This is a genomic window from Microbacterium dextranolyticum (assembly GCF_016907295.1).
Classification (GTDB): Bacteria; Actinomycetota; Actinomycetes; order Actinomycetales; family Microbacteriaceae; genus Microbacterium; species Microbacterium dextranolyticum.
Genome location: NZ_JAFBBR010000001.1, coordinates 346,800 through 371,343, shown reverse-complemented (window position 1 = coordinate 371,343; position 24,544 = coordinate 346,800). Strand labels below are relative to the sequence as shown.

The following is a 24,544-nucleotide window of genomic DNA, read 5'->3' as shown; positions in this document are numbered from 1 at the left end:
CGGGAACGCTCGTCGTCTTCGTGGTGCAGTTCGTGCGAGGACGCCGGCGCGATCGGGGCGATGACTGATGGGGATCGTCCTCGTCGTCACCGCGATGATCCTGCTGATCGTCGCCCTCGTCCTGTTCGTCCGCGGGCGACGGGATGCCCCGCAGGGCACCCCGCTGCCGAACGGTCGCGGCATCCTGCTGCTGACCCTCGCGGGCCTCGTGCTCGCCCTCGCGTCGCAGCTGCCGATCTTCCGCTGAGTCCTCTCGTGTGACCCGTTCGGGGCCGCCTGCGGCCGCGCCCACACACGTTCGGGGCCGCGTGTGGCCGCCCGGCACGGGTTCGGGGCCGCGCGAGGCCGCCAGGCCACGGGTTCGGGGCCCCGTGAGGCCGCCAGGTCACCAGTTCGGGGCCGCGTGAGGCCGCATCAACCACCCCGACCCGACCACACCAGACCCCAAACCCGCCGCGCCGCGCTCGCACTAGTTCGGGGCCGCGTGTGGCCGCATCAACCACCCCGACCCGACCACACCAGACCCCAAACCCGCCGCGCCGCGCTCGCACCAGTTCGGGGCCGCGCGAGGCCGCCCCAACCACCCCGACCCGACCACACCAGACCCCGAACCGAGGGAGACGAGCCGGGTGAGACGCGCCGCACGATACGGGTCCCACGAGACGAGGCGAGCGAGCCCGATCACGCGAGGTGGTCGCGGCTCCAGAGGTGGATCGCCGCGCGGATGACCTCGGCGCTGGGCACACCGCCGTAGACCGCGGCGAAACGGGCATCCGTCACGTACATCTCGGCGAGGCCGGTGTAGGCCGCCCGGTCCGGCGACCGTCCGCCCCACTGCTCGGCGACCCACCGGTGGTGGTCGGCGATCAGCGCCTGAAAGCGGGGGCCGCTCGGGTCGTCCCCCGCATCGGCGGCAGCCCGGAGGGCGGCGTTGACATCGACACTCCTGCGGTCGTCGGCCTCGCGCTGCTCGTCGGTCAGGTCGGCGCGTCGCCGGGCCGAGCGCTCCCAGGCGTCGTCACCCCAGCGCTCGCGCACCTCGGTCTCGTACCGACTCGGGTCGACCCCGGAGAAAACATCGTCGATCGACATGGATCGTCCTTTCCTCACCGCGTCGAGGGTGTCTCGGACGACGGCGATCTGGTGGATGGTGTGGTCTCGTCGCTCCTCGAGGAGCGCGAGGTGGGACTCGATCGCCGAAGCGAGCGACGTCTCGTCGTCGAGCGCGAGACGGATGCCCGCGAGCGGGAGCCCGAGCGCGCGGAGCGAGAGGATGCGGTAGAGCCGCGCGACCTCCGCGTCTGCGTAGAAGCGATACCCATTGCCCGCCACACGGGACGGGCGCAGCAGATCGATCTGTTCGTAGTGGCGAAGGGTGCGACTGGTGAGTCCGGTCGCCCGGGCGAGGTCTCTGATCGGCCACTCCATCATGTCGCTCCCACCCGTTCCCGGTGCGTCGTCATCCGTCCGCATGCTCATGTCACCCCACGCTAGGCATTGCCGTTGCGGCAGAGTCAAGCGAGTGTTTTCACGGTGCCCACCGGGGCACGCACCGCGCCGCTCGCGTAGCGTGGAGTCACGGACACTCCCAATGAAGGGACGGAACCATGAACAACACGATCATCGTCGGCGTGAAGGATGCCCAGGTCAGCAGCCACGCCGTGGACTGGGCCGTCGAACGGGCGATCGCCCGCAGGCAGGCCGTCGAACTCGTTGCGGTCGTCGGCGGCGCAGTGGGTGCGGTCGGTGAGGACGACATCGTCGCCGAAGCCCTGACCGCCGCGCAAGAGCTGCTCGACACGCACGTCGAACGAGTGCGCGCGGCACATCCGAGCCTCTCGATCACGACCCGCGTCGCGGCGGGCGATCCGGTGCGAGTGCTCAACGAGGCATCCCGCGACGCGACGCTGCTCGTCATCGGCAGCGACTACCGCGGATCGTCCGACCGTCCCGCGCGAGGTGCGCACGGCGTGCGCATCGTCGCCGGCGCGGAGTGCCCGGTCGTCGTCGTGCCCGCTCTCGAGGAGCGGCCGAGGTCGGGCGTCGTCGTCGGGGTCGACGGGTCGACGTCGTCCGAGCACGCACTGCGCTTCGCCGCGGCCGAGGCTGCGCGCCTCGGTGAGAAGCTCATCGCGGTGAGCGCCTGGACGCCGCTCTCCGCACCGCGGAACTCGCTCGCCGTGTACCCCGAGATGTACCTGACGAACATGCAGGCGGCCACCGAAGAGGTGCTCGCTCTCGCCCTGGCCGGCCTCACCGTCGACTACCCCGACCTGGCCGTCGAGCGGCGGGCCGTGCAGGGGTATCCGTCGCACGTGCTCAACGAGGCGGCGCAGGATGCCCGGATGACTGTCGTCGGCACGCACGGACGCGGCGCACTCGCCCGTTTCCTGCTCGGCTCGATCAGCCAGGAGGTGCTCGCCCGACTCGCCACTGTCACTGCTGTCGTGCGGTGACGCGGGGCCGCGGTGGCGGCCCGCGGCGGTCGTCGCCCCCGTCGGCGCGGCCCGTTACTGCGCGGCCAGCCCCAGGTCGTCGAGGTCGATGATCGACCGCCACTCGTAGCCGGCGGCCTCGACGGCGGCCTGCGCTCCGGTCTTGCGGTCGACGACCGTGACGACGGCGACGATCTCGGCGCCGGCCGCGGCGGCCACGTCGGCGGCCTTCAGCGGCGAGCCGCCGGTGGTCGAGGTGTCTTCGACGATCACGACGCGCTTTCCGGCGACCTCAGCGCCCTCGATCTGACGGCCGCGGCCGTGGTCCTTGGGCTCCTTGCGCACGACGAACGCGTCGACGGGCGTGCCGGCGGCGACCGACGCGTGCATGACGGCATTCGCGATCGGGTCGGCGCCCAGGGTGAGCCCCCCCACGGCGTCCACGTTCAGGTCGCGCACCGCGTCGAGCACGAGACGACCGATCGCGGGAGCCGCACGGTGATCGAGCGTGAGCTTGCGCATGTCGACGTAGTACGTCGCCTTCTTGCCGCTGGACAGCGTGAAATCACCGTGGAAGACGGCCTCGGCGGCGATCAGGTCGACGAGGGCGCGGCGCTCGGACTCGAGCTCGGGCGTGGAGGCGGCGGTCATGCACCCGAGTCTACGGATCGAAGAACCGGGATTATTTCCGCGACATCCCCGGCCCCGGCATCCACGCCGCCCCCTAGAGTCGGGAACGTCACCCGGCGCGGTGCGCGGGCGTGGCCCGGATGCCCCGGCCGTGCACGATCGAAGGAGCACCATGGCCCGCATCGGCATCGTCCGCGAGCAGCCCGGCGAGACGCGCGTCGCCGCCTCTCCCCCCACCGTGGCGAAGATGATCGCGCTCGGATACGACGTCGTCGTCGAGACCGGAGCGGGCGCCGCGTCGTCGTTCCCCGACGGCGCGTACGCGGATGCCGGTGCGACCGTCGCCTCGCGCGATGACGCGTGGGCTGCGGACGTCGTGCTCATGGTCACCGCGCCGACGGATGCCGAGATCGCGCTGCTTCACCCCGGTACGACCCTCGTGGGCATCCTCTCCCCCGCGCGCCGCCCCGAGCTGCTGTCGGCACTCGCCGCGCGCGGCGTGACCGCACTGGCGATGGATGCCGTTCCCCGCATATCTCGTGCACAGTCGATGGACGTGCTCAGCTCGATGGCCAACATCGCCGGCTACCGCGCCGTCGTCGAAGCGGCGAACGAGTTCGGCCGCTTCTTCACCGGGCAGGTCACCGCCGCCGGCAAGGTGCCGCCGGCGAAGGTGCTCGTGGCGGGCGCCGGTGTCGCGGGACTCGCCGCGATCGGCGCCGCCTCGAGCCTCGGCGCGATCGTGCGCGCCACCGACCCGCGCCCCGAGGTCGCCGACCAGGTGGCATCCATCGGCGGCACCTACCTCGAGGTCGTCGTCCCCGACGAGCAGAAGGAAGTCTCGTCCGACGGGTACGCCAAGGCGACGAGCGCCGCCTATGACGCCGCAGCCGCGAAGCTCTACAGCGACCAGGCCGCCGACGTCGACATCATCATCACGACGGCGCTCATCCCCGGCCGCGCCGCACCTCGCCTCATCACCGCCTCCGATGTCGCAGCGATGAAGCCGGGCAGCGTCATCGTCGACATGGCCGCCGGCCAGGGCGGCAACGTCGAGGGCTCTGTCGCCGGCGAGCGCGTCGTCACCGCGAACGGCGTCACCGTCCTGGGATACACCGACCTCGCCGGGCGCCTGCCCCAGCAGGCCTCGCAGCTCTACGGCACCAACCTGCTGAACCTGCTGACCCTGCTCACCCCCGGCAAGGACGGCACCCTGCGCATCGACGAATCCGACGTCGTGCAGCGTGCCGTCACCGTCACGCAGGACGGCGCCGTCACCTGGCCTCCCCCGCCCGTCCAGGTCTCGGCCGCGCCCGCCGCGGCACCGGGCGCAGCGTCGACGCCGGCCTCGGTTCCGGCAGAGAAGAAGACCCTGTCGCCGGCCGCCAAGACGGGTCTCATCGTCGCGGGCATCGCCGCCCTGTTCCTCGTCTGCGCCGTGGCGCCCCCGCCGCTGCCCCAGCACTTCCTGGTGCTCACCTTGTCGGTCGTGATCGGCTTCTACGTCATCGGCAAGGTCGCCCACGCCCTGCACACGCCGCTCATGAGCATCACGAATGCCATCAGCGGCATCATCGTCGTCGGGGCGATGACGCAGATCATCGTGCCGAACCCCGTGGTGCAGATTCTCGCCGCGATCGCGGTGCTGCTGGCATCCATCAACATCTTCGGAGGCTTCGCCGTGACCCGCCGGATGCTCGCCATGTTCCAGAAGGGGGACCAGAAGTGACCGATGCACTCGTCGGCGACACCGGCGGCCTCATGCTGGCCCAGTCCATCGCCACCGCGGCATACATCGTCGCGGCACTTCTGTTCGTCCTCGCCCTGGCGGGACTCAGCAAGCAGCAGTCCGCTCGCCGCGGCGTCGTGTACGGCATCGCCGGCATGGCGATCGCCCTGCTCGCGACCTTCGTGCTCGTCGTCGCGGGCGGCACTCTCGTGCCCGACGATGTCACCGCCTGGCTCGGTGTCGGCCTACTCGTCGCGGCCGTCCTCGTCGGCGGCGCGATCGGTCTCTGGCGTGCCCGTGTCGTCGAGATGACCGGCATGCCGGAGCTCATCGCCCTGCTGCACTCGTTCGTCGGACTCGCCGCGGTGCTCGTCGGCTGGAACGGCGCCCTGTACGCCGAGGGCATCGCGCCCGAGCTCGTCGGCATCCATCACGCCGAGGTGTTCATCGGCGTCTTCATCGGCGCCGTCACCTTCACCGGGTCGATCGTCGCGTTCCTCAAGCTCTCCGCGCGGATGTCGTCGAAGCCGCTCATGCTGCCGGGCAAGAACGGCCTGAACGTCGGCGCGCTCGTCCTGTTCCTCGTGCTGACGGTCTGGTACGTCGCGACGCCCTCGATCTGGCTGCTCGTCGCCGTGACCGTGCTCGCGCTCGCGCTCGGCTGGCACCTCGTGGCATCCATCGGCGGCGGCGACATGCCCGTCGTCGTCTCGATGCTGAACAGCTACTCGGGCTGGGCGGCCGCCGCGGCCGGCTTCCTGCTGAACAACGACCTGCTGATCGTGACCGGCGCCCTCGTCGGTTCGAGCGGCGCGTACCTGTCGTACATCATGTGCAAGGCGATGAACCGGTCGTTCCTGTCGGTGATCGCGGGCGGCTTCGGCATCGAAGCGCCGCGCGGCGGCGACAAGGAACAGGGCGAGCATCGTGAGACGGATGCCGCAGCGGTCGCCGAACTGCTGCGGGGCGCCCGCTCGGTGATCATCACCCCGGGCTACGGCATGGCCGTCGCGCAGGCGCAGTACCCCGTCGCCGACCTCACCAAGAAGCTGCGCGAACGCGGGATCGAGGTGCGCTTCGGCATCCACCCCGTCGCGGGGCGCCTGCCCGGACACATGAACGTGCTGCTGGCCGAGGCCAAGGTGCCGTACGACATCGTGCTCGAACTCGACGAGATCAACGACGACTTCGCCGACACCGACGTCGTACTCGTCATCGGCGCGAACGACACGGTCAACCCCGCTGCGGCCGAGGACCCGAGCTCGCCCATCGCCGGGATGCCGGTGCTGCACGTGTGGCAGGCGCACAACGTCGTCGTGTTCAAGCGGTCGATGGCGTCGGGGTATGCCGGCGTGCAGAACCCGCTGTTCTTCCGCGACAACACCCAGATGCTCTTCGGCGACGCCAAGGAACGCGTGGAGGAGATCGTCACGGCGCTGTGACCCGGCGCGGGCATTCCGCGCCGGTCCCCGGGCCGGGTCTTGGGCCCGGGCTCGGGGCTCGGGCGCGGACCTGATCCGTCGAGACCGCGTCCGTGCGTCGAGACCGCGTGTACGAGTCACGGTCTCGACGCGAAACCACGGTCTCGATGGCGGGCGCGCCGACGGCACACGCCCGCCAGGCTGCTGAGCGTGCGTCCGGGGGTGCGGCCCCAGCCCTCCGTCGCGACCGCGGGCGCCACCCGTCGAGAGCGTGTCCGTGCGTCGAGACCGCGTGTGCGAGTCACGGTCTCGACGCGAAACCATGGTCTCGACGGCTGGGGGCGCGCCAGCGGCACGCGGCACGCGGCACGCGGCACGCGGCACGCGGCACGCGGCACGCGGCACGCGGCACGCGGCACGCGGCACGCGGCACGCGGCACGTGGCACGTGGGTGTGAGGGGATGCCGCGTCCATAGGGTGGGGCCATGAACGAGCAGATCGCCGCTCTGGCCGCCGCATCCGGATGGCGCTATGAGGCCGAGGGGGACCCGCTCGCGCTCGGCGAGGGCCTGTGGGAACAGGCATCCAGCGGCGTCGTGCGCGACAAGGTGTCGGGCGACGGCTGGGAAGCGGGCAACATCACGGGCGGCGACCGCAGCGCCTCGCGCACCGAGCAGAGGGGACGCCTCACGATCACGCGCACCGTCTCGGTGGCGACGCCCGAGCGCAGCATGCGCATCGAATACCTTGCCATGACGCCGCCGCGCCGACTGCCGCACCTGCTGATCGATGCGACCGGCAACGGACGCGAGCGACGGCAGCGCCCGACGCGCGACCGACGCCTGTCGCTCGAGGGCGACTTCGACCGACACTTCCACCTGTACGCACCGCGCGGGTACGAACGTGACGCGCTCTCCGTGTTCATGACGGATCTCATGGCCCTGCTGATCGATGAGACCGGCGACCTCGACGTCGAGGTGCGCGATGACCAGCTCATCGTGCTGCGGCCGGGCGGCGTCGATCTCGCCGATCCGGCGACCTGGCAGCGCTTCGCCCGCATCCGGGCCACGGTGGGACAGAAGGCGTGGTCGCAGACCGACCTCTATGCCGACGAGCGCGCCGCGCCGCCCTCACTCACCCTCGAGGGCTCGTCCGCCGCGAACGACGAGGCGGCCACGGATGCCACGAACACCGTCGCCCGCGAAGACCGACGCCTGCGTCGCAAAATCCCCACCATGGTGTGGATCGGGGTCGGGATCGCCGCGGCGGCGCTCGCCTTCGCGGGCACAGTGCTCACGATCGTGTTCACGGCCCTCACGCGCGTCGGCGGCTGACGCCGTCGCGGGGCGGATGCCCCTGTGGCGGATGCCGCGTGGCATCCGCCACCCAGCGCCCGGGGCTCCGCCTCGCCTCGCCTCGCCTCGCCTCACCTCGAGACCGCGTTCTCACGTCGAGACCGTGACTCGGAACCCGGGTTTCGACGCGCAAGCGCGGTCTCGGTGACGAGCCAGGGCGGGCGGCCCGCCCGTCATCCGGATCGGAGCGGTGGCGAACCGGAGCTGCGCGATCACTCCGGATCGCGGGCGAAGAAGGGGCGCGGCCACGCGCCGAGGGCGAGTACGGCGAGGGCGACCTGGACGAGTCCGGTCGCGAAGTACAGGCCCTGCAGCGGCGACCAGACCTGCAACAGCGCGATCTCGGCGAAGATCCAGGTCATCATCACGAGCCCGGCGGCCACGTGCAGACCTGGTGCGAGGCGGAGCCGGCGATGATGCGCGACCAGCGCGAGCGCCTGCGCTCCGCCGACGACGACTCCGAGGATCAGGCCGGGCACGACGAACGAGGTGAACGGGGTGTCATCGAGCCAGGCATCCGGCACACCCGCCCCGCCGAAGAACACGCCCAGCACGGCACCGATCAGGCAGGAGATGAGCTCGAACCACGCGACGACCGCCAGCCCGGTCCGGATGCCTCGCGTCCTGCGCCACATGATGCCGACGCTACGCGGCGCCCGAGCCCGAGCCACAGGCTCCGTGCCGGAAGAAACCCCGGGCATCCCCACGCCCGGATACGCCCCTCCCCACTCCGCGTGCGTACACCGACACAGAGATCCCGCGTCGAGACCGTGACTCGGATCGTCGGTCTCGACGCGCAGGCACGGTCTCGAGCTCGTCGACCGACCGCGGTAGCGCAACACCGCGGGAGCGCGGGACCGCCGCGCGGGCACCGTCGGCGCGGGCGAATACGCTGGATGCCATGCGCATCGCCACCTGGAACGTCAACTCGATCCGCGCCCGCGTCGTCCGCACCGTCGATTTCGCCGTGCGCCACGACGTCGATGTGCTGCTGATGCAGGAGATCAAGTGCAAGCCGGAGCAGTTCCCGTACGCACCGTTCGAGGAGGCGGGCTACACCGTCGAGGCGCACGGGCTGAACCAGTGGAACGGCGTCGCGATCGCCAGCCGTGAGCCGATCGAGGATCTGCAGATCGGCTTTCCCGACATGCCCGGGTTCGCGAAGGGCTACGACGGCCCGGATGCCCCGCAGGAGGCACGCGCGATCGGCGCGGCCATCAGCGGCGTCGAACTGTGGAGCCTGTACGTGCCGAACGGCCGGGGACTCGACGACCCGCACTACCGCTACAAGCTCGACTGGCTCGAGGCGCTGCGCGGCTACACTCTCGACACGCTGCGGAACGACCCCGACCGCGCCCTCGCCCTCACCGGCGACTTCAACATCGCCCCGACGGATGCCGACAACGGCGACCCCACGGTCGTCGAAGGCGTCACGACGCACGTCTCACCGCCCGAGCGCGAGGCCTTCCAGGCGCTGATCGACGCCGGCCTCAGCGATACCGTGCGCCCCCTCGTGCCGGCCGGGTACACGTACTGGGACTACAAGCAGCTGCGTTTTCCTCGGAACGAGGGTCTGCGCATCGACTTCATCCTCGGATCGCACGCCTTCGCCGACGCCGTCGTCGCGGCATCCATCCACCGCGACGAGCGCAAGGGCGAGATCCCGAGCGACCACGTTCCGGTGGCCGTCGACCTCGATCTCGCCGGTGACGACGACGATCGGCCGATGATCTTCTGACCGGAGCGGACGGTCGGCGCCGGCGACCCCGGGGCCGACTCGGCTGCCCGGACGGTCCGCCCCGGCTCAGCCCTGGGCGAGAGCCGGGACGCGAACGCCGGCAAGAGCGGTGTCGCTCTCGCGCACGTTCTCGCTGCCCGCACGCCAGAGCGCGACGACGCTCCAGACGAACAGGCCGCACACGATGACGTTGCGCACCAACAGGATCGAGGCGGCGAACGGCTGACCGTTGATGAGCGGCACATACAGCACCGGGAAGACGAGCGTCGTGAGGAAGCAGGTCGCCGCCAGCCATCCGGCCGCACGCGCCCACGCCTGACGATCGACCACGAGGGCGACGGCGACGATCGGGGCGATCCACAGCATGTACTGCGGCGAGCCGACCTTGTTGAAGACGATGAGCGCGGCCGTGAGCGCGAAGCTACCGCTCAGCACGAGCTTGAGCTCGAGCGTCGAGGTGAGGCGGTTCTGGCGCACCGCAAGCCGGCGCGCGCGCCACAGCAGCAGCATGATGACGGCGAACGAGATCGGCATCAGCATGCCGACGATGTCGCCGGCGATGTGGGCGCCGGGACCGGCGACCTCACGCGTGGCGAGCACGTAGTTCTGGCGGATCTCCGCGCCGGGAAGACCGAGGACGGTCGCCCACACCCACGGCGTCGCGACGGGCGCCTCGAGCTGCAGCGCGCGATCGCCCTGGATCGTGGCGAAGCTGAACAGGTTCGACCCGCCGCCGTAGAACAGCACGGTGAGCGAGATGACGACGCTGACGACGACGCCGCCGCCGATGATGCGCAGACGCGACGACATGACCGTCACGGCCGCGGCGGCGATGGCCGCCGGCCACACCTTGATCCACGTGGCCGCGGCGATGAGCGCCCCGGCGACCGCGGGGCGACGGGCGAGGAGCGCGAGACCCGCGATGGCGAGCGGCGCCGAGAAACCCTCGAGGCGGAGCATCGACACCGGGCCGAGCAGCACCTGGATCGCGAGCCAGAACCACGCGGCGAGATACCCGGAGCGCCGGCGGAGGTTGCCGGTGAGTGCCATGATCGCCAGGAAGTTGGCGCCGACCATGAGCACGAACCAGCCGAGCTGGTAGTAGAAGGGCCCCGCGGCGATGGCCGCCATGATCGGGGCGAGGGCGCCGGCGGGGTACACCCACGGCATGTCGATGACGGGCCAGTAGCCGAGACGGGCCTGCTCGGCCCAGAGGCGGTAGAGCGGCAGATCGCCCTGAGCCTGACCGGCGAGGATCGTGGGCAGAAGGCCCAGCAGGTACACGCCGTGCACGACGGCGAAGCCGATCATGAGACCGCGGCGGGTCAGGGCGAAGCGCAGCAACGGGGCGCGCATGCTCAGCAGATGCTCCACCCGGCGTCGTGCGCCGGTGGGGAGCCACGCGAGGGAATCTGTTCCGCTCGCGCTGGTGGCGCGGCGAACCGTGGAGGCAGTCGTCACCGTACCGAGTGTAAAGATATGCACTGAGAGCCAGGTGGAGTTCGTATGACGATCTGCTGGCAATTCGCTGAGTGCACGGGCGCGCGACAGCGCGGGCGGAGACCTCTTCTCCGTCCTGCGGGGGAGGCTCGGGCATCCTCTGCCGTCTAGCGTAAAGGGATGACCCCGGCCCAGCGCTTCCCGTGGACGAGGCCTCTCGGCGCCGACGCACGGCGAGCCGACCTCTGGCTCGCGCTCGCTCTGCTCGTCAGTGCGATCCTCAGTGCCTGGCTCGGCCAGGTCGCTGGTGTGTACGGCGCCGAGAAGCCGGCGTTCGCGTGGGCGCTCGTGTACTCGGCGGCGATCACCCTGCCCACGGCGTACCGGCGCCGCGCACCCGAACTGGTGCTGATACTCGTCGCGGCAGCGTTCTTCGTCGGGGTGTCGTACCGGATCCCCGAGATCTATGTCGGAAACGTGACGCTGTTCATCGCGATGTACAGCGTCGGCGCGTGGGTGTCGGACAGGCGTCGCGCCACGATCGTGCGCCTGGTCGTCATCGTCGGCATGTTCGTGTGGCTGGTCGCCACGACGTTCCAGGCCGCGGTGAGCATCGACGACGAGTCCCTCTCGCGAGCGGGACTCTTCTCCCCCTTCGCGGCGTACATGCTGCTGCAGTTCCTGGTGAATGCGGCGTTCTTCGGCGGCGCCTACCTGTTCGGCGAGCGGGCCTGGGCGCAGGCCCGTGCGCGCGACGTGCTGGAAGAGCGCACCCGCGAGCTCGAGCGCGAACGCGAGCTCACGGCCGCGCAGGCGGTCGCCCTCGACCGCGTGCGCATCGCGCGCGAGCTGCACGACGTCGTCGCCCATCACGTCTCGGCGATGGGCGTGCAGGCCGGCGCGGCCCGCGCCGTGCTCGAGCGGAACCCAGTCGCCGCGCGACAGGCGCTGCAGACGGTCGAGCAGTCGGCCCGCGACGCGCTGGGCGAACTGCGCCATCTGCTCGAGACCCTCCGCACACCCGATGCCGAGACGCCCACCGACGCGACCGTGCACCTGTCGGCACTGCCCGACCTCGTCGCGCACGCCACCGCGAACGGGTTGCCCACGACCTTCACGGTCATCGGCGACCCGGTCTCCGTCTCAGAGCTCGTGCAGGTCAACGTGCACCGGATCGCGCAGGAGGCCCTCACCAACGCCCGCCGGCACGGCGGGCCGGGGGCGACGGCCGACGTGCGCCTGCGCTATGCCCCCGACGCCGTCGAACTCGAGGTGTCGAACACCGGACGCTCCCACCTGGTCGGCCGACCGGGCCTGGGACTCGTCGGCATGCGAGAGCGCGCCGCGGCCTCGGGCGGATCGCTCGAAGCCGGACCCCGGCCCCGCGGCGGCTTCCTCGTGCGGCTGCGCGTCCCGCTGCCGTCGGCGGCACCCACCCGTGAAGGAGCACGCACATGACCGACGAGCTTCGCGTCCTCCTGGTCGACGACCACGCCGTGATGCGGGCGGGTTTCCGGATGATCCTCGAGGCCGAGCCGGACATCCGTGTGGTCGGCGAGGCCGGCACCGGCACGCAGGCGCTCGCGCAGGCATCCGTCCTGCAGCCGGACGTCATCTGCATGGACGTCCAGATGCCCGACATGGACGGACTCGAGGCCACCCGCCGACTCGTCGCGTCGCCCGAGATCACCGCCGCGGTCGTCGTCGTGACGACGTTCGACCGCGACGACTACCTCTTCCAGGCGCTCGAGGCGGGGGCGAGCGGCTTCCTGCTGAAGAACGCCGGCCCCGAAGACCTCGTGACCGCCGTGCGCGTCGCGGCCGCCGGCGACGCGCTGCTCGCCCCCTCGGTCACCCGCCGTGTGATCGAGCGCTTCGCGCACGCGACCGAAACCGGACACGGGCATCCGTCGAGGACCTCCCCGGAGGTGCCGGAACCGATCGCGCCCGACGACGAGGCGCTCGCACCCGTCGTCCCCCTCACCGAGCGCGAGAGCGAGGTGCTGCGCCTTCTCGCCGATGCCCGCAGCAACGCCGAGATCGCCGCCGCGCTCTACATCGGCGAGGCGACCGTCAAGACGCACGTGTCGAACGTGCTGCAGAAGCTCGGCGCCCGCGACCGGGTGGCGGCCGTCGTCTGGGCGCATCGGCACGGACTCGCCTGAGGCATCCCCGCCGCGCGCCCTCCCCCGGACGGCGGATGCCTCCACCGCGGATTCCCACCCCGCGGGGGAGGTCCGCACCCGCACTCGCCCGTAGCGTCGAAGCATCATCCGAGGAGGAGGAGCGCATGCTCGAACTGAGCGGGATCACCAAGAGCTACGGCACGAAGAGAGTGCTCGACGACGTCGGGTTCACCGTCGCGCCGGGCCGACTCACCGGCTTCGTCGGCGGGAACGGCGCCGGCAAGACCACGACCATGCGGATCGTCCTGGGCGTGCTCGCCCGCGACGCCGGCACGGTCACCCTGGACGGCGCCGCCGTCACCTCCGCCGACCGCCGCCGCTTCGGCTACATGCCCGAAGAGCGCGGTCTCTACCCGAAGATGCGCGTGCTCGAGCACATCGTGTACCTCGCGCGGCTGCACGGGTTCGACAAGGCGGATGCCACGTCGCGCGCCGAGGCGCTGCTCACCGAACTCGGTCTCGGCGAGCGCCTGCAGGACAACATCGAGACGCTCTCGCTCGGCAACCAGCAGCGCGCGCAGATCGCCGCAGCGCTCGTGCACGACCCCGAGGTGCTGATCCTCGACGAGCCGTTCTCGGGCCTCGACCCGCTCGCCGTCGACGTCGTCGCCGCCGTGCTGCAGTCGCGTGCCGCGAGCGGCACCGCGGTGCTGTTCTCGTCGCACCAGCTCGATGTCGTGGAGCGTCTGTGCGACGAGCTGGTCATCATCGCCGGCGGCACCATCCGGGCATCCGGCTCTCGCGACGCGCTGCGCGCCGCCCACGCCGGTCACCGGTACGAGCTCGTCTCCTCCGGCGACGCGGGCTGGCTGCGCGACGAGCCCGGCGTCGACGTCGTCGAGTTCGACGGCGGCTACGCCCTGTTCGACGCCGACTCCGACGCGACGGCGCAGCGGGTGCTGCGCCGCGCCGTGGCCGCCGGCGACGTCGCGAGCTTCGCTCCCCGGCATCCTTCCCTCGCCCAGATCTTCAAGGAGGTCATCCAGTGACCGCGCAGTCCGCCCCCCTCGCCCCCGCCCCCGGCTTCGCGCAGAGCGTGTGGCTCGTCGCCGAGCGTGAGATCGGCTCGAAGCTGCGGAGCAAGGCGTTCCTCATCTCGTTCGGCATCCTGTTCGCGATCGCCCTCGGCGGCGTCATCTGGGCCGGTTTCAGTGCGAAGAACGCCTCGACCACCGCCGTCGCCGTCACGAGCGACGCCGCGCAGTACGTGCAGAACGTGCCCGACCTCGAGCTCACGACGGTGGGCGACCGCGCCGCCGCCGAAGCCCTCGTGGCCGACGGCACCGTCAAGGCCGCCGTCGTCGCCGACGACGCCCCGCCGCTCGGGTTCTCGGTGATCGTGGAATCCGATGCCCCCACCGGGCTGCTGACGTCGCTGTCGCAGTCGCCGAACGTCGTCGTCCTCGACCCGTCGAGCGCCACCGACTGGATCGGCTACATCGCCGCGATCGGGTTCGGCATCGTCTTCCTGCTCGCCGCGCAGACCTTCGGAGCGACGATCGCGCAGAGCGTGGTCGAAGAGAAGTCGACCCGGGTCGTGGAGCTGCTGATCTCGGCCGTACCCGCCCGGGCGCTTCTGGCCGGCAAGGTCATCGGCAACACGGTCCTGGCCATGGCCCAGGTGCTCGTGCTGGCCGCGATCGCGGTCGTCGGCCTCACCGTCACCGGCCAGACGGCCTTCCTGCAGGGTGTCGGAGGGCCGATCGCGTGGTTCGCGATCTTCTTCCTGTTCGGGTTCGTGCTGCTCGCGTCGCTGTTCGCGGCGGCGGCGGCGATGGTCTCGCGTCAGGAGGACATCGGCTCCACCACGACGCCGCTGATGTTCCTGATCCTCGCGCCGTACTTCCTGGTGATCTTCTTCTGGAACAACCCGACGGTGCTGACGGTCATGTCGTACGTACCGTTCTCGGCGCCCGTCGGAATGCCGACGCGTCTGTTCCTCGGCCAGGCGCAGTGGTGGGAGCCGCTCGTCTCGCTCGCGATCCTGCTCGTCACCTGCGTGCTGGCGATCCTCGGCGGAGCGAAGATCTACGAGAACTCGATCCTGCGGATGGGCGCCCGCGTGAAGCTCGGCGAGGCGATCCGCGGCTGACCGCGGCGACCTTCCTCAGCGGAGGGTGGCGGATGCCCCCGTCGACACCGACGGGGGCATCCGCCGCTTCACGATCTGCGGAGCGACGAGCCCGTGCAGCACAATGCTGCCGACCACCGTGAACACGGTGAGGGCGAGCACATCGAGCCCCTCCTTGTCGGGCAGCTTGTTGAAGGCGAGCAGCCCGAACACGATCGTGGCCGTGCCGCGCGGGCCGACGAAGCCGATGAGGGTGCGCGACGACCACGGCACCGACGAGCGGAGCAGGGCGAGGTACACCGGCACGGCGCGGAACAGGGTCAGCGCGAGGAGTGCGAGCACGAGCATCCGCGCATCGAAGCCGTTCAGCACGACGATCGTCGTCATCGCGCCGAGGACGAACCAGACGAGGTTCGCGGCGAGGGTGCCCGCCTCTTCCACCAGCAGCACCTCGGCGTGCGGGATCGCCCGGTCCTCGAGCCGGCGCGTGCGGGTGATGCGGTAGACGATGCCGGCGACGAACGCCGCGACGAATCCGTTCGCCGCGATGTCGCTGAGCGTCGCGACCGCGAAGGTGACGAGCGGCACGAGGAGCATCGCATAGCGGATGCCCGCGGCATCCGCCCATCCGCGCCGCACCGCCCCGCGGACCAGAAAGCCGAACAATCCGCCGAGCGCGACCCCGATGACGATCGCGACGAGCGTCGCAGGGACGGCACCGAAGAACGCGGTGACGAACTCGGCGGCGTGCTCTTCGAGCTCGGCCTCGGTCTGGGCGCTGAGCGTGGTGCCGTCGGCGGCGGCCACCAGCGCGGGCAGCGCGACGGCGGCGGCGAGCGCCATGCCGAACACGGGCGAGACGAGGCCGTCGTTGTAGCCGCTCTCGACATTGAGGATCCGCCGGATGCGCGGTGGGATCCGCGGCGAGCGCAGCAGGGTCGCCGCGGGGGCGAAGTCTGTCGGCATGACGACGCAGGCCACCACCACGAGCACGAGCACGTTCAGATCGGGCAGCAGCAGGAAGCCGCTGAGCACGGCGGCGAGCAGCGACAGCGGCAGCGCGATCAGCACGAGCCGCGCGATGACGCGACCCTCTCCGCCGAACATCCCACCCTCGACCTCGCAGGCGTCGACGAACAGCAGCACCGCCAGGATCAGCTCGACGACGTGCTCGGCCCCATCGCTTCCGACCGCGTCGGCGAACCCCGTGAGATCGATGAAGACGAGCGCGGCGCCGGCGGCGGCCAGGACGGCCGGACCGGCCACGCCGCTCCGCTCGAACCGGTGGCTGACCAGCGACCACAGCGCGATGACGACGAGCCCGCACAGGAAGATCAGCGGCACGGTGCACCTTTCCGTCGGCACCCCGGCGGCGCCCCGGGGAACAGTCTGCCCGAGCCCGCGCCCGCCGTCCGGATGCCGCCGGGTGTGATCGGGCGCACGGATGCCGGAGGGAGGGCCCGGGGTCCTCGGGTCGACGTCGGCTCAGACCGGAACGATCACCGACAGCACGTTGCCGGCCGGGTCACGGAACCACGCGATGTCGGGCCCGCGGCCGCGGGACACGCCCCGGGCATCCGTGCCGTCGTCGGGATCGTCGTAGATCTTGGTCACGACGCCCGCCTCGTTGAGCGCGTCCACGGCGGCGTCGATGTCGGCGACCGTCAGGTTCAGCACCGTGAACACGGCCGACGCGTGATCGGGCTTCGGATAGGCGATGACGCGACCGCCGCCCGGGAGGGCGATCTCCAGAATGCCCATCTCGTTGCGAACCACGTCGAGGCCCAACCGGTCGCGGTAGAAGGCCTCCGCGGCATCGACGTCGTCGACCGAGAATCCGGAGAAGGCACCGGTGAACGCGATCATGGAGACTCCCCTCGTCCGATGGGTCCACCCTCCGCCTCTGCACGGCGGGACGCAAGCCCTATCGTTCGACGAGCACCCCGTCGGCGTCGGCCCAGACGTGCGCACCCGGGCGGAAGACGACTCCCGCGATCTCGACGGGCACGTCGACCTCGCCGATGCCCTCCTTCGCACTGGTGCGCGGATTGGAGCCGAGCGCCTTGACCCCGAGGGGCAGGTCCGCGATCGCCGCGCGGTCGCGGACCGCGCCGTGCACGATGAGTCCCGCCCACCCGTGGGCGACGGCGGATGCCGCGATGATGTCGCCGACCAGGGCCGACTCCAGCGAGCCTCCGCCGTCGATGACGAGGACGGCTCCGTTTCCGGGCGAGGCGAGTGTCGCCTTCACGAGGGCGTTGTCTCGGTGGCAGCGGATCGTGCGAACAGGCCCGTCGAACGCGATACGGCCCCCGAGATCGTGCAGCTGCAGGGCGAGCGAGTCGACCTCGCCCGCGCGCTCATCGTACAGGTCGGCCGTGGCGATGGTGGTCATGACGTCACGCTACGCCGCCCGAGACCGCGGGGGACGAGGCATCCGACGGGAAGATCCGCGGTTGTTCACGCCGCGGCAAGGGCGCAGCGTGAGCTTTCGGCAGCGAGGCGACGGCTCTACACACGGGTGCCCATCCGTCCGTCCTGATGCTCCCAGCGCACGATACCGTCCTGGTTGGCTCGCGCGATGGCCTCCTGCCGCCCCGAGACACCGAGCTTTCGATAGATCCGTTTGATGTGCGTGCGCACGGTGTGCTCGGACGTGACGTCGGCGGCGGCGATCTGCGCGACACTCAGCCCGTCGACGATGTGCTGCAGCACTCCGAGCTCGCGCGGCGTGAGCGCGGCCACACTCGCGTCCAGCGGCACCGGGGCCGAGTAGCGCGGCACATCCGGCGCGTCGGCGCCGGTCAGCGCGTAGAGGTCTTCGACGTCTTGGGCACGCTGCCGAGCGAGGATCGACGGCAGCGACCGGGGATCGTCGGTCACGACGATGTGGAAGGAGCGCCGGGCGGCCTCCGCATCACCGAGCCGCATGCGGGCGACCGCGTGCACGACAGCCGACTCCCACAGATCGCGCTTCGGCATGAGCACCCGCCGCATCCCCCGCGCGGCGACGCGCGCCGCGCCCAGGTCGGCGCCGGCGAGGAGGCGCGTCCGAGCGATCGGGACGAGAGAGCGCAGCGGCGTGCCGAGCCGCTCGGCGAGCCTCAAGACGAGTCCGCCCTCGCCGCCGGCGATCAGCGTGTCCAGATAGGCGCGGAAGACCACGTGATCGGCGATGGCCTCGGTGGCGATGGTGAGGTTGCGCTCGAATCCGGCCTGCTTGAGCCGGGTGTAGGCGCGAACCGGTCTACCGGCGGCGAGATCGACCTGGGTGAGCGCGTACAGCTGGAACGGCCAGAGCTCGAAGCGGTCCCCCGCGTTCTCCAGACGCGCCGCCAGCTCCTCCGCCGTCGCGAGATCCAGCGCATCGGCCGCGAGCACAGTGGATGCCACCACGGATCCCAGCCCCACGAGGTCGCGGCACCACTCAGGAAGACTCTCCAGCGGTCCAGCGCGCCTCAACCAGGTCTCGGCGACCACATCGTGTCCGTCGATCGCCGCCAGCATTGCGGCGTTGGCTGCGGCGTTCACACCGGCGAAATGACGGAAGGGAGGCTCTCCGCCCGCGCGGTGGGCCTGAGCGAAGAGCTCCACGGCTGCGCCGGTCCGGCCGACGAGAAGTTCGGTGATGCCTCGCTGCAGGGCGATCTGGCCGGGACGATCGAGCTGGTGCGCCTCGTCGAACAGCTGCGCCCGGATGCCGGCGCCGGTCGGGACGGACGCGAGCCGCGGAGAAAGGGACTCCGCGGTCGCGAAGTCCCCGCTCCAGCGCGCGGCGACCATGCCCGCCAGCACCCAGCGGGGACCCCGCGGAGTTCTCGAGTCATGGCCGGCTTCGAGGGAGATCGCCTCCGCGACCACGGCACGGCACGAAAACGCTCCAGCAGAGACGCACGATCTCCGCCGGGCGCACCTCCGGCGTCTCGGACGAGATCCGAAGCGATCACGGCCCCCACCGCGAAGGTCGGATGCTGCAGCAGGTCGACGTCGGTCAGTTCCCGAGCGGCGGCGACGATACGCCGCGCGGCCGCGTCGTCGATGTCGTACCACCGCTCGATCAGCAACGCCTCGAGAGTGTCGAGCTCGCTGGGGCCGGCATCGCTCACTGTGCTCACCCTTCGGCAGGACGTCCACCGGCGCATGCCTCCCGTGCCGGCCGTTCGGACCGAGCGTACCGCCCCGGCCGCCGCCATCCGGTTCAGGCCGCCTCGGGGGCCGCAGTCGCCCCGGGCGCTGTGCGCCTTGCCGGGGACCCCCCCCCCCCCCCCGACATCCCCGGTCGGGCGCCACCCATCGGGAGGGCGAACGCCGCGCTCCACGATGAGGAGAGCCGATGACCGTGTCATCAGAGGTCGAGTATGCAGGCGCGCATCGATTCCTCAGGTGCCGCCGACCGCCTCGCGGCGAAAAATACCCCCGCAGATACCCCATTCTCGCGCTGCCGCGGTCATCCCGCGTCAGCGTGGGAACAGATCCACGGTCCATGCTGTTGGATCGGTCGGGGCCGACGGCGTCCCCTCATCGGATGTCCCACCCACCGTTCTCAGGAGTCGTCATGAGTTCTGTCATCACCCACACCGCCGACACCGCGTCGCCCATCCTCGACGTCCTCGCCGAGCGCTGGAGCACCCGGATCTTCGACGCAACCACGCCGATCGACGAAGATGCCCTGTCGAGCGCGCTCGAAGCCGCGCGGTGGGCTCCGTCCGCGAGCAACACGCAGCCGTGGCGCTTCGTCGTGGCCCGCCGCGGGTCTGCCGCGCACGCGCAGATCGTCGGCGCGCTCATGGGCTTCAACCAGTCGTGGGCCGCGGATGCCGCTGCGCTCGTCGTCTTCGCCGCCGCGGCATCCCTCGACGGCAAGCCGCTGCCGTGGGCCGCGTACGACACCGGCCAGGCCGCTGCGCACTTCACCGTCCAGGCACACGCGTCGGGACTGCACACGCACCAGATGGGCGGTTTCGACCGCGACGCGATCGGTGCGGCGTTCGGCTTCGGCGACGACCTCGCGGCGGTGACGGTCATGGCCGTCGGCGCTCTCGGCGACATCGACACGGCCCCCGAGGCCCTGCGCGAGCGCGAACTCGCCCCGCGCACACGGCGCCCGATCGCCGAGTCGCTCCTTCTCGACGACTGATCCGGTGGTGTGCTGCATCGGACGGGACCGACGCGATGCAGCACACCCACCGTCGAGGCGCAACCGGTCTGTCGCCGCGCGGCTCGCACACGTAGCCTGCGCATATGGCCGAGCACTCCGCACCCCCGCGCCCCGCGTCGGGATCCGGATTTCCGCCGGCGGGCGGCGACCGCCCGATCGGTGAGCGGCGCACGGCCGCGATCATCGGGATCGGAACCGCCGTCCCGCCCACCCGGCTGGCCCAGGATGCGGTGCGCGATCTGTTCGCGGTGCAGCCCGGAGCCGACCGACTGACCCGGCGTCTGATCGGCGCGGCGTTCGACCAGTCCTCGATCGCCACGCGGCACAGCGTGCTGCCCGAGCTGGCGACCACCGCAGGCCCCGGCGACACCGCGGATGCGCCCGCCGGTTCAGCCTTCGTCGACGCCGGCGACCGGCGCATCCTGTCTCCGCCGACCGGCGTCCGCAACGACGTCTACGTGCGCGAAGCACCGGGCCTCTTCGCCGCCGCGGCCCGTGACGCGCTCGCGCGGTCGCAGACGGATGCCTCCGCCGTCACCCACGTCGTGACCGCGTCGTGCACCGGGTTCTTCGCGCCCGGCCCCGACTTTCGCCTGGTGCGCGACCTGGGCCTGCGCACGACCGTCTCGCGCGAGCATCTCGGGTTCCTCGGGTGCGCCGCCGCCCTGCCGGCGCTGCGTTCGGCCGCACGGATCTGTGCCGCAGAACCGGACGCCGTCGTCCTCGTCGTCTGCGCCGAGTTGTGCACGATCCATGTGCGCGCCTCGACCGATCCCGACCAGATCGTGTCGTCGGCGGTCTTCGCCGACGGGGCCGCCGCCGCGGTCGTGACGGCGGCATCCGACCCCACGACACCCCGGATCGACCTCGACCGGTTCGCGACCGCGATCACCGACGAGGGCGAGTCGGCCATGGGCTGGACGATCGGCGACCACGGTTTCGAGATGACCCTCACCGCCGAGGTGCCGCGGATCGTCGGGCGAGAGGTTCGGGCCGCGCTCGCGCCCGTCGCCGGCGATCTGCTGCCTGCCTCGGGCGGTGGCGCGGACGAGCATCGGCAGTCTTCGGCGGCGGAGGCGGCGGAGGCTTCGAGCGCGCAGGCCGTGTGGGCGGTGCACCCGGGTGGGCGCAGCATCCTCGACCGTGTCGAGTCGGCGTGCGCTCTGGCCCCCGGCGCGCTCCGCCACTCGCGCGAGGTGCTGCGCGACTACGGCAACATGTCGTCCGCCACGATCGTGTTCATCCTGCAACGGCTCCTGGACGACCCGAGCGCGGTCGACGGCGCCCCGCTCGTCGCGGTCGCCTTCGCGCCGGGGCTGACCGTCGAGTCGGCGCGGATGACGGTGCGCACCGGCATCCGGCAGGGTGCACACGAGACGGATGCCGCGGCGCCCGCCCGCCCATACGTCGCCGACGGTTCACGCACCCGTGCAGACGCGGTCGCCGTGCGATGAGCGCCGGGCTCGGGCGGCGCGACGCGGACCTGCGCGAACTGATGGACGACCCCCAGTGCGATCCCGCGCGGCTGCGCCGGACCCTCCAGCGCTTCGACATCGTGAACCGGCTGGTCTCGGGCTGGGGCGATGTGTACCGCCGCCACGTGCGCCCGCTTGCCCGCGAGCGCGGTGGCCGCCTCACCGTGCTGGACATCGGGTGCGGGGGCGGCGACGTGCTGCGACGGCTGTCCGCCGCCGCAGCACGGGATGGGATCTCGCTCGAGGGCGTCGGCATCGACCCCGACGCCCGGGCGCTCGAGGTGGCGCGACGCCGTCCCGTGGACGGTGTCACCTTCCGTCAGGCGCACAGCGCCGACCTCGTCGCGGAGGGGGAGCGCGGCGGTCGCCAGTTCGACGTCGTGATCTCGAACCACCTGCTGCACCACCTCGACGATGCACAGCTGCGCGGTCTACTCGCTGATTCGGCGTCGTTGAGCACGGCGCTCGTGGTGCATTCCGACATCTCCCGGTCGCGTCTCGCATACGCCGCCTACGCCGCGGGAATCACCCCGCTCGCACCGGGCAGCTTCCTGCGGACGGACGGCCTGCGCTCCATCCGGCGCAGCTGGACACCCGGCGAGCTCGCCGCACGTCTGCCGGAGGGCTGGACCGTCGAGCACGGCGGTCGATTCCGTCTGCTCGTGACCCGCCGGAGCCCGGCATGACACCGCTCGAGGACGTCGTCATCGTCGGCGGTGGCCCGGTCGGCGTGCTGCTCGCCGCAGAGCTCGCGCGCCACGGGGTCTCCGCCGCGGTGATCGAACGGCGCCGGGCCGATGCGGCCTCGGAAGCCGACCCGGCCGCGGCGGCTCTCCGAACCCGCGCCGTCGGCGTGCACGCGACCACGCTCGCGGCGATGGAGCCGTCGGGAGCGACCGATCGACTGCTCGCCCGCGCGCGGCGAGTGCACGAGGGCGAAGCCCGTCGCGCCGGCCGCACCCTGGGGGTCGTCCGCTTCGAGCGGCTGCGCACGCGGCATCCCTACGTCGCCACCCTCCCCCAACCCGAGACCGAGGCCGCGGTGGTCGAAACGGCGGCGGACTGGGGCGCACCCGCGCCCGACCGCGGCGTGGCGGTGACCGCGCTCGCGCCGCACGGCGATCGGGTCGATGTGCGCCTCGCCGACGGAACGGCCCGAGCGGCGCGGATCGTCGTGGTCGCCGGCGGCGTACGCGCGCGTGGGCTGCTGCCGCTGGCGGCCCGGATGCGCCGATACCCGGACCGGTACCTGATGACCGACTGCACCGACAACGGTCCCGACGGCGACCGCGCGGTCGTTCATCTCGACGCGCGGGGAGTGCTCGAATCGTTCCCCCTGCCGGCCGGACGACGCCGTTACGTCGCTTGGATCGGGCCCGGGGACGACGGCGCCCCCGCGGACCGGCTGCGCGAGGCCGTCGCGACACGGACCGCGTCGGATGCCGCCGCCTCGGCCGTGGGCGATGCGACCGCGTTCGGGGTCGCCCGATCGGGTCTCGCGGCGATGCGCTCCGGCCGTGTCATCGCGATCGGCGACACCGCCCATGAGGTGAGCCCGATCGGTGGGCAGGGCATGAATCTCGGCCTCATCGATGCGGTCACACTCGCCCCCCTGCTCGCGCGCTGGGTCCGTGCCGAGTCACGGGCATCCGGTCGAGCCATCAGGTCGACGGCGCCAGGCGCGGGCGTCGGTGCCGGCCGCTCCCCCGCGACTGTGCCGGCGGACGTCGCCGGCCCCCTCGCGGCCTGGGAGCGGGCCCGGCTCGCCGCCGCGTCGCGCGCCGGTCGCATCGCCGGCGTCAACACGGCGCTCGGCCGACCGGCGCGTCCGGTCGCCGTGGCGGGGGTGCGGGCCGCTCTCGCCACGCCGGCGGCGGGCCTGCTGGCCCGCGCGTACGCGATGGGCTTCGACCCCGGCGCGCGACTGTTCGAGGTGCCGCGGTGAGTGCGACGGGCGGCGGGCGCCCGGTGCACCGCCCCGGCGCCTGGCCCTCGTCTGCGGATGAGCGGAGTGCACCACGGCGCCGAGTGCGTCGGGCATCCGTGCTCGGCGCACTGTGGCGGTCGAGCCATCCGGGGCCCACGGTCGTCGTGTCGACGCTGTCGCTCCTGCTGGGCACCGCGGCGGGGCTCGATCTCTCGCGACTGGCGCTGCTGGTCGGGGCGGTGTTCGCGGGTCAGCTGTCGGTCGGCTGGTCGAACGACGCGATCGACGCGCGGCGGGATGGCACGGTCGGCCGCCTCGACAAGCCGATCGCGCGCGGCGAGATCTCCGCGCGCGGGGTGGGGTCGGCCGCGGGCGCCGCGCTCCTCCTCGCCCTGGCCCTGTCGGCGCTGCTCGGTGCCGGTTTTCTCGCGGCGCATGCCGTCGCGCTCGCCTCGGCATGGAGCTACAACCTGTGGCTCAAGCGCACCGCAGCATCCGTTGCGCCGTTCGCCGTGAGCTTCGGCCTGTTCCCATCGCTGGCGACCCTCGCCGGCGCCGACCCGATGGTCGCCTCGCCGTGGGCGACGGCCGCGGGGGCGGCGCTCGGCATCGCGGTGCATTTCTCGAACGTGCTGCCCGATCTCGACGACGATGCCGCCACGGGCGTGCGCGGCCTCCCCCACCGTGTCGGCGGCCGCGCGAGCGCGATCATCGCGTTCGCGGCGCTCACGGCGGGCGCCGCCGCCGTCGCTCTCGGGGGCGCGCTTCTCGCGGGAACACGCGGGGAGGTTTCGATCGCGGTCCTCGTCGCAGGACTGGGGCTGCTGGGCGTCGTCGTGATCGGCGCGACCGGGCTCGTCAGAGCCCTGCGGAACCCCGACCGGGTCGTCTTCCGCCTGGTGATGCTCGCCGCACTCGTCCTCGTGCTGCAACTCGCCCTGACCGGCGTGCGCCTCGCGGGCTGATTCCTGGCATCCGT

General features: G+C 71.8%; 23 protein-coding genes. 15 read left to right on the top strand and 8 right to left on the bottom strand.

The window, feature by feature from the left end; translation table 11 throughout:
* Positions 1–67 precede the first annotated feature (67 nt).
* Entirely contained in the window at positions 68–247 is a 180-nt protein-coding gene (locus JOE64_RS01615) for a hypothetical protein (RefSeq protein WP_239531667.1), read from the top strand.
* Positions 248–681: 434 nt separating this feature from the next.
* Here JOE64_RS01615 and JOE64_RS01610 read toward each other — a convergent pair whose 3' ends face one another.
* Positions 682–1,479, bottom strand: a complete 798-nt coding sequence (locus JOE64_RS01610) for a MerR family transcriptional regulator (protein ID WP_204962601.1) — start codon at positions 1,477–1,479, stop codon at positions 682–684.
* Positions 1,480–1,607: 128 nt separating this feature from the next.
* Between JOE64_RS01610 and JOE64_RS01605 the strand changes: the two genes are divergently transcribed.
* Positions 1,608–2,456: a universal stress protein gene (locus JOE64_RS01605; protein WP_204962600.1), complete on the top strand. Its 849-nt coding sequence runs from the start codon at positions 1,608–1,610 to the stop codon at positions 2,454–2,456.
* A 54-nt stretch (positions 2,457–2,510) separates the two neighbouring features.
* On the opposite strand, the gene pyrE is transcribed toward JOE64_RS01605, so the two are convergent.
* Positions 2,511–3,086, bottom strand: coding sequence for an orotate phosphoribosyltransferase (pyrE, locus tag JOE64_RS01600; protein WP_204962599.1), 576 nt, complete (start codon positions 3,084–3,086; stop codon positions 2,511–2,513).
* 151 nt (positions 3,087–3,237) lie between these two features.
* Between pyrE and JOE64_RS01595 the strand changes: the two genes are divergently transcribed.
* From JOE64_RS01595 to JOE64_RS01585, 3 genes are all read left to right on the top strand, one after another.
* Positions 3,238–4,794: a Re/Si-specific NAD(P)(+) transhydrogenase subunit alpha gene (locus JOE64_RS01595; protein WP_204962598.1), complete on the top strand. Its 1,557-nt coding sequence runs from the start codon at positions 3,238–3,240 to the stop codon at positions 4,792–4,794.
* Between the two features lie 32 nt (positions 4,795–4,826).
* The gene (gene pntB, locus JOE64_RS01590; RefSeq protein ID WP_204964905.1) at positions 4,827–6,236 is read left to right on the top strand and encodes a Re/Si-specific NAD(P)(+) transhydrogenase subunit beta; all 1,410 of its coding nucleotides are present in this window, start codon (positions 4,827–4,829) and stop codon (positions 6,234–6,236) included.
* 464 nt (positions 6,237–6,700) lie between these two features.
* Complete coding sequence (locus JOE64_RS01585; protein WP_204962597.1) at positions 6,701–7,549, top strand: hypothetical protein; 849 nt, start codon at positions 6,701–6,703, stop codon at positions 7,547–7,549.
* 233 nt (positions 7,550–7,782) lie between these two features.
* Here JOE64_RS01585 and JOE64_RS01580 read toward each other — a convergent pair whose 3' ends face one another.
* Positions 7,783–8,205 (bottom strand): hypothetical protein, encoded by a 423-nt coding sequence (locus tag JOE64_RS01580; RefSeq protein WP_204962596.1) that lies wholly within the window; start codon positions 8,203–8,205, stop codon positions 7,783–7,785.
* A 266-nt stretch (positions 8,206–8,471) separates the two neighbouring features.
* On the opposite strand from JOE64_RS01580, the gene JOE64_RS01575 reads away from it, so the two are divergent.
* Positions 8,472–9,308 (top strand): exodeoxyribonuclease III, encoded by an 837-nt coding sequence (locus tag JOE64_RS01575; protein WP_204962595.1) that lies wholly within the window; start codon positions 8,472–8,474, stop codon positions 9,306–9,308.
* A gap of 66 nt (positions 9,309–9,374) precedes the next feature.
* On the opposite strand, the gene JOE64_RS01570 is transcribed toward JOE64_RS01575, so the two are convergent.
* Complete coding sequence (locus tag JOE64_RS01570; RefSeq protein WP_204962594.1) at positions 9,375–10,769, bottom strand: hypothetical protein; 1,395 nt, start codon at positions 10,767–10,769, stop codon at positions 9,375–9,377.
* Positions 10,770–10,928: 159 nt separating this feature from the next.
* On the opposite strand from JOE64_RS01570, the gene JOE64_RS01565 reads away from it, so the two are divergent.
* From JOE64_RS01565 to JOE64_RS01550, 4 genes are all read left to right on the top strand, one after another.
* Positions 10,929–12,206, top strand: coding sequence for a sensor histidine kinase (locus tag JOE64_RS01565; RefSeq protein ID WP_204962593.1), 1,278 nt, complete (start codon positions 10,929–10,931; stop codon positions 12,204–12,206).
* Entirely contained in the window at positions 12,203–12,913 is a 711-nt protein-coding gene (locus JOE64_RS01560) for a response regulator (protein WP_204962592.1), read from the top strand. Before JOE64_RS01565 ends, JOE64_RS01560 begins: the two co-directional genes overlap by 4 nt.
* A gap of 125 nt (positions 12,914–13,038) precedes the next feature.
* Positions 13,039–13,923 (top strand): ABC transporter ATP-binding protein, encoded by an 885-nt coding sequence (locus JOE64_RS01555; RefSeq protein ID WP_204962591.1) that lies wholly within the window; start codon positions 13,039–13,041, stop codon positions 13,921–13,923.
* On the top strand, positions 13,920–15,026 hold the full coding sequence (locus JOE64_RS01550) for an ABC transporter permease (RefSeq protein WP_204962590.1): 1,107 nt from the start codon (positions 13,920–13,922) through the stop codon (positions 15,024–15,026). The genes JOE64_RS01555 and JOE64_RS01550 overlap by 4 nt, the downstream gene beginning before the upstream one ends.
* Positions 15,027–15,041: 15 nt before the next feature.
* Here JOE64_RS01550 and JOE64_RS01545 read toward each other — a convergent pair whose 3' ends face one another.
* The 4 genes from JOE64_RS01545 to JOE64_RS14745 form a co-directional block, all read right to left on the bottom strand.
* Positions 15,042–16,349 (bottom strand): cation:proton antiporter domain-containing protein, encoded by a 1,308-nt coding sequence (locus tag JOE64_RS01545; protein ID WP_204962589.1) that lies wholly within the window; start codon positions 16,347–16,349, stop codon positions 15,042–15,044.
* A 141-nt stretch (positions 16,350–16,490) separates the two neighbouring features.
* On the bottom strand, positions 16,491–16,871 hold the full coding sequence (locus JOE64_RS01540; protein ID WP_204962588.1) for a VOC family protein: 381 nt from the start codon (positions 16,869–16,871) through the stop codon (positions 16,491–16,493).
* Between the two features lie 58 nt (positions 16,872–16,929).
* Complete coding sequence (rraA, locus tag JOE64_RS01535) at positions 16,930–17,400, bottom strand: ribonuclease E activity regulator RraA (RefSeq protein ID WP_204962587.1); 471 nt, start codon at positions 17,398–17,400, stop codon at positions 16,930–16,932.
* Positions 17,401–17,516: 116 nt separating this feature from the next.
* On the bottom strand, positions 17,517–18,866 hold the full coding sequence (locus tag JOE64_RS14745; protein WP_204962586.1) for a response regulator transcription factor: 1,350 nt from the start codon (positions 18,864–18,866) through the stop codon (positions 17,517–17,519).
* Between the two features lie 694 nt (positions 18,867–19,560).
* On the opposite strand from JOE64_RS14745, the gene JOE64_RS01525 reads away from it, so the two are divergent.
* The 5 genes from JOE64_RS01525 to JOE64_RS01505 all read left to right on the top strand — a co-directional run bounded on the left by JOE64_RS01525 (position 19,561) and on the right by JOE64_RS01505 (position 24,530).
* Entirely contained in the window at positions 19,561–20,142 is a 582-nt protein-coding gene (locus JOE64_RS01525) for a nitroreductase family protein (protein ID WP_204962585.1), read from the top strand.
* A gap of 104 nt (positions 20,143–20,246) precedes the next feature.
* Positions 20,247–21,617 (top strand): type III polyketide synthase, encoded by a 1,371-nt coding sequence (locus JOE64_RS01520; RefSeq protein ID WP_204962584.1) that lies wholly within the window; start codon positions 20,247–20,249, stop codon positions 21,615–21,617.
* Complete coding sequence (locus tag JOE64_RS01515) at positions 21,614–22,324, top strand: methyltransferase domain-containing protein (protein ID WP_204962583.1); 711 nt, start codon at positions 21,614–21,616, stop codon at positions 22,322–22,324. The genes JOE64_RS01520 and JOE64_RS01515 overlap by 4 nt, the downstream gene beginning before the upstream one ends.
* A complete protein-coding gene (locus tag JOE64_RS01510; protein WP_204962582.1) occupies positions 22,321–23,583 on the top strand; it encodes an FAD-dependent oxidoreductase in 1,263 nt (420 codons plus the stop codon). The genes JOE64_RS01515 and JOE64_RS01510 overlap by 4 nt, the downstream gene beginning before the upstream one ends.
* Positions 23,584–23,666: 83 nt before the next feature.
* Positions 23,667–24,530, top strand: coding sequence for a UbiA family prenyltransferase (locus JOE64_RS01505; protein WP_307821440.1), 864 nt, complete (start codon positions 23,667–23,669; stop codon positions 24,528–24,530).
* Positions 24,531–24,544 lie beyond the last annotated feature (14 nt).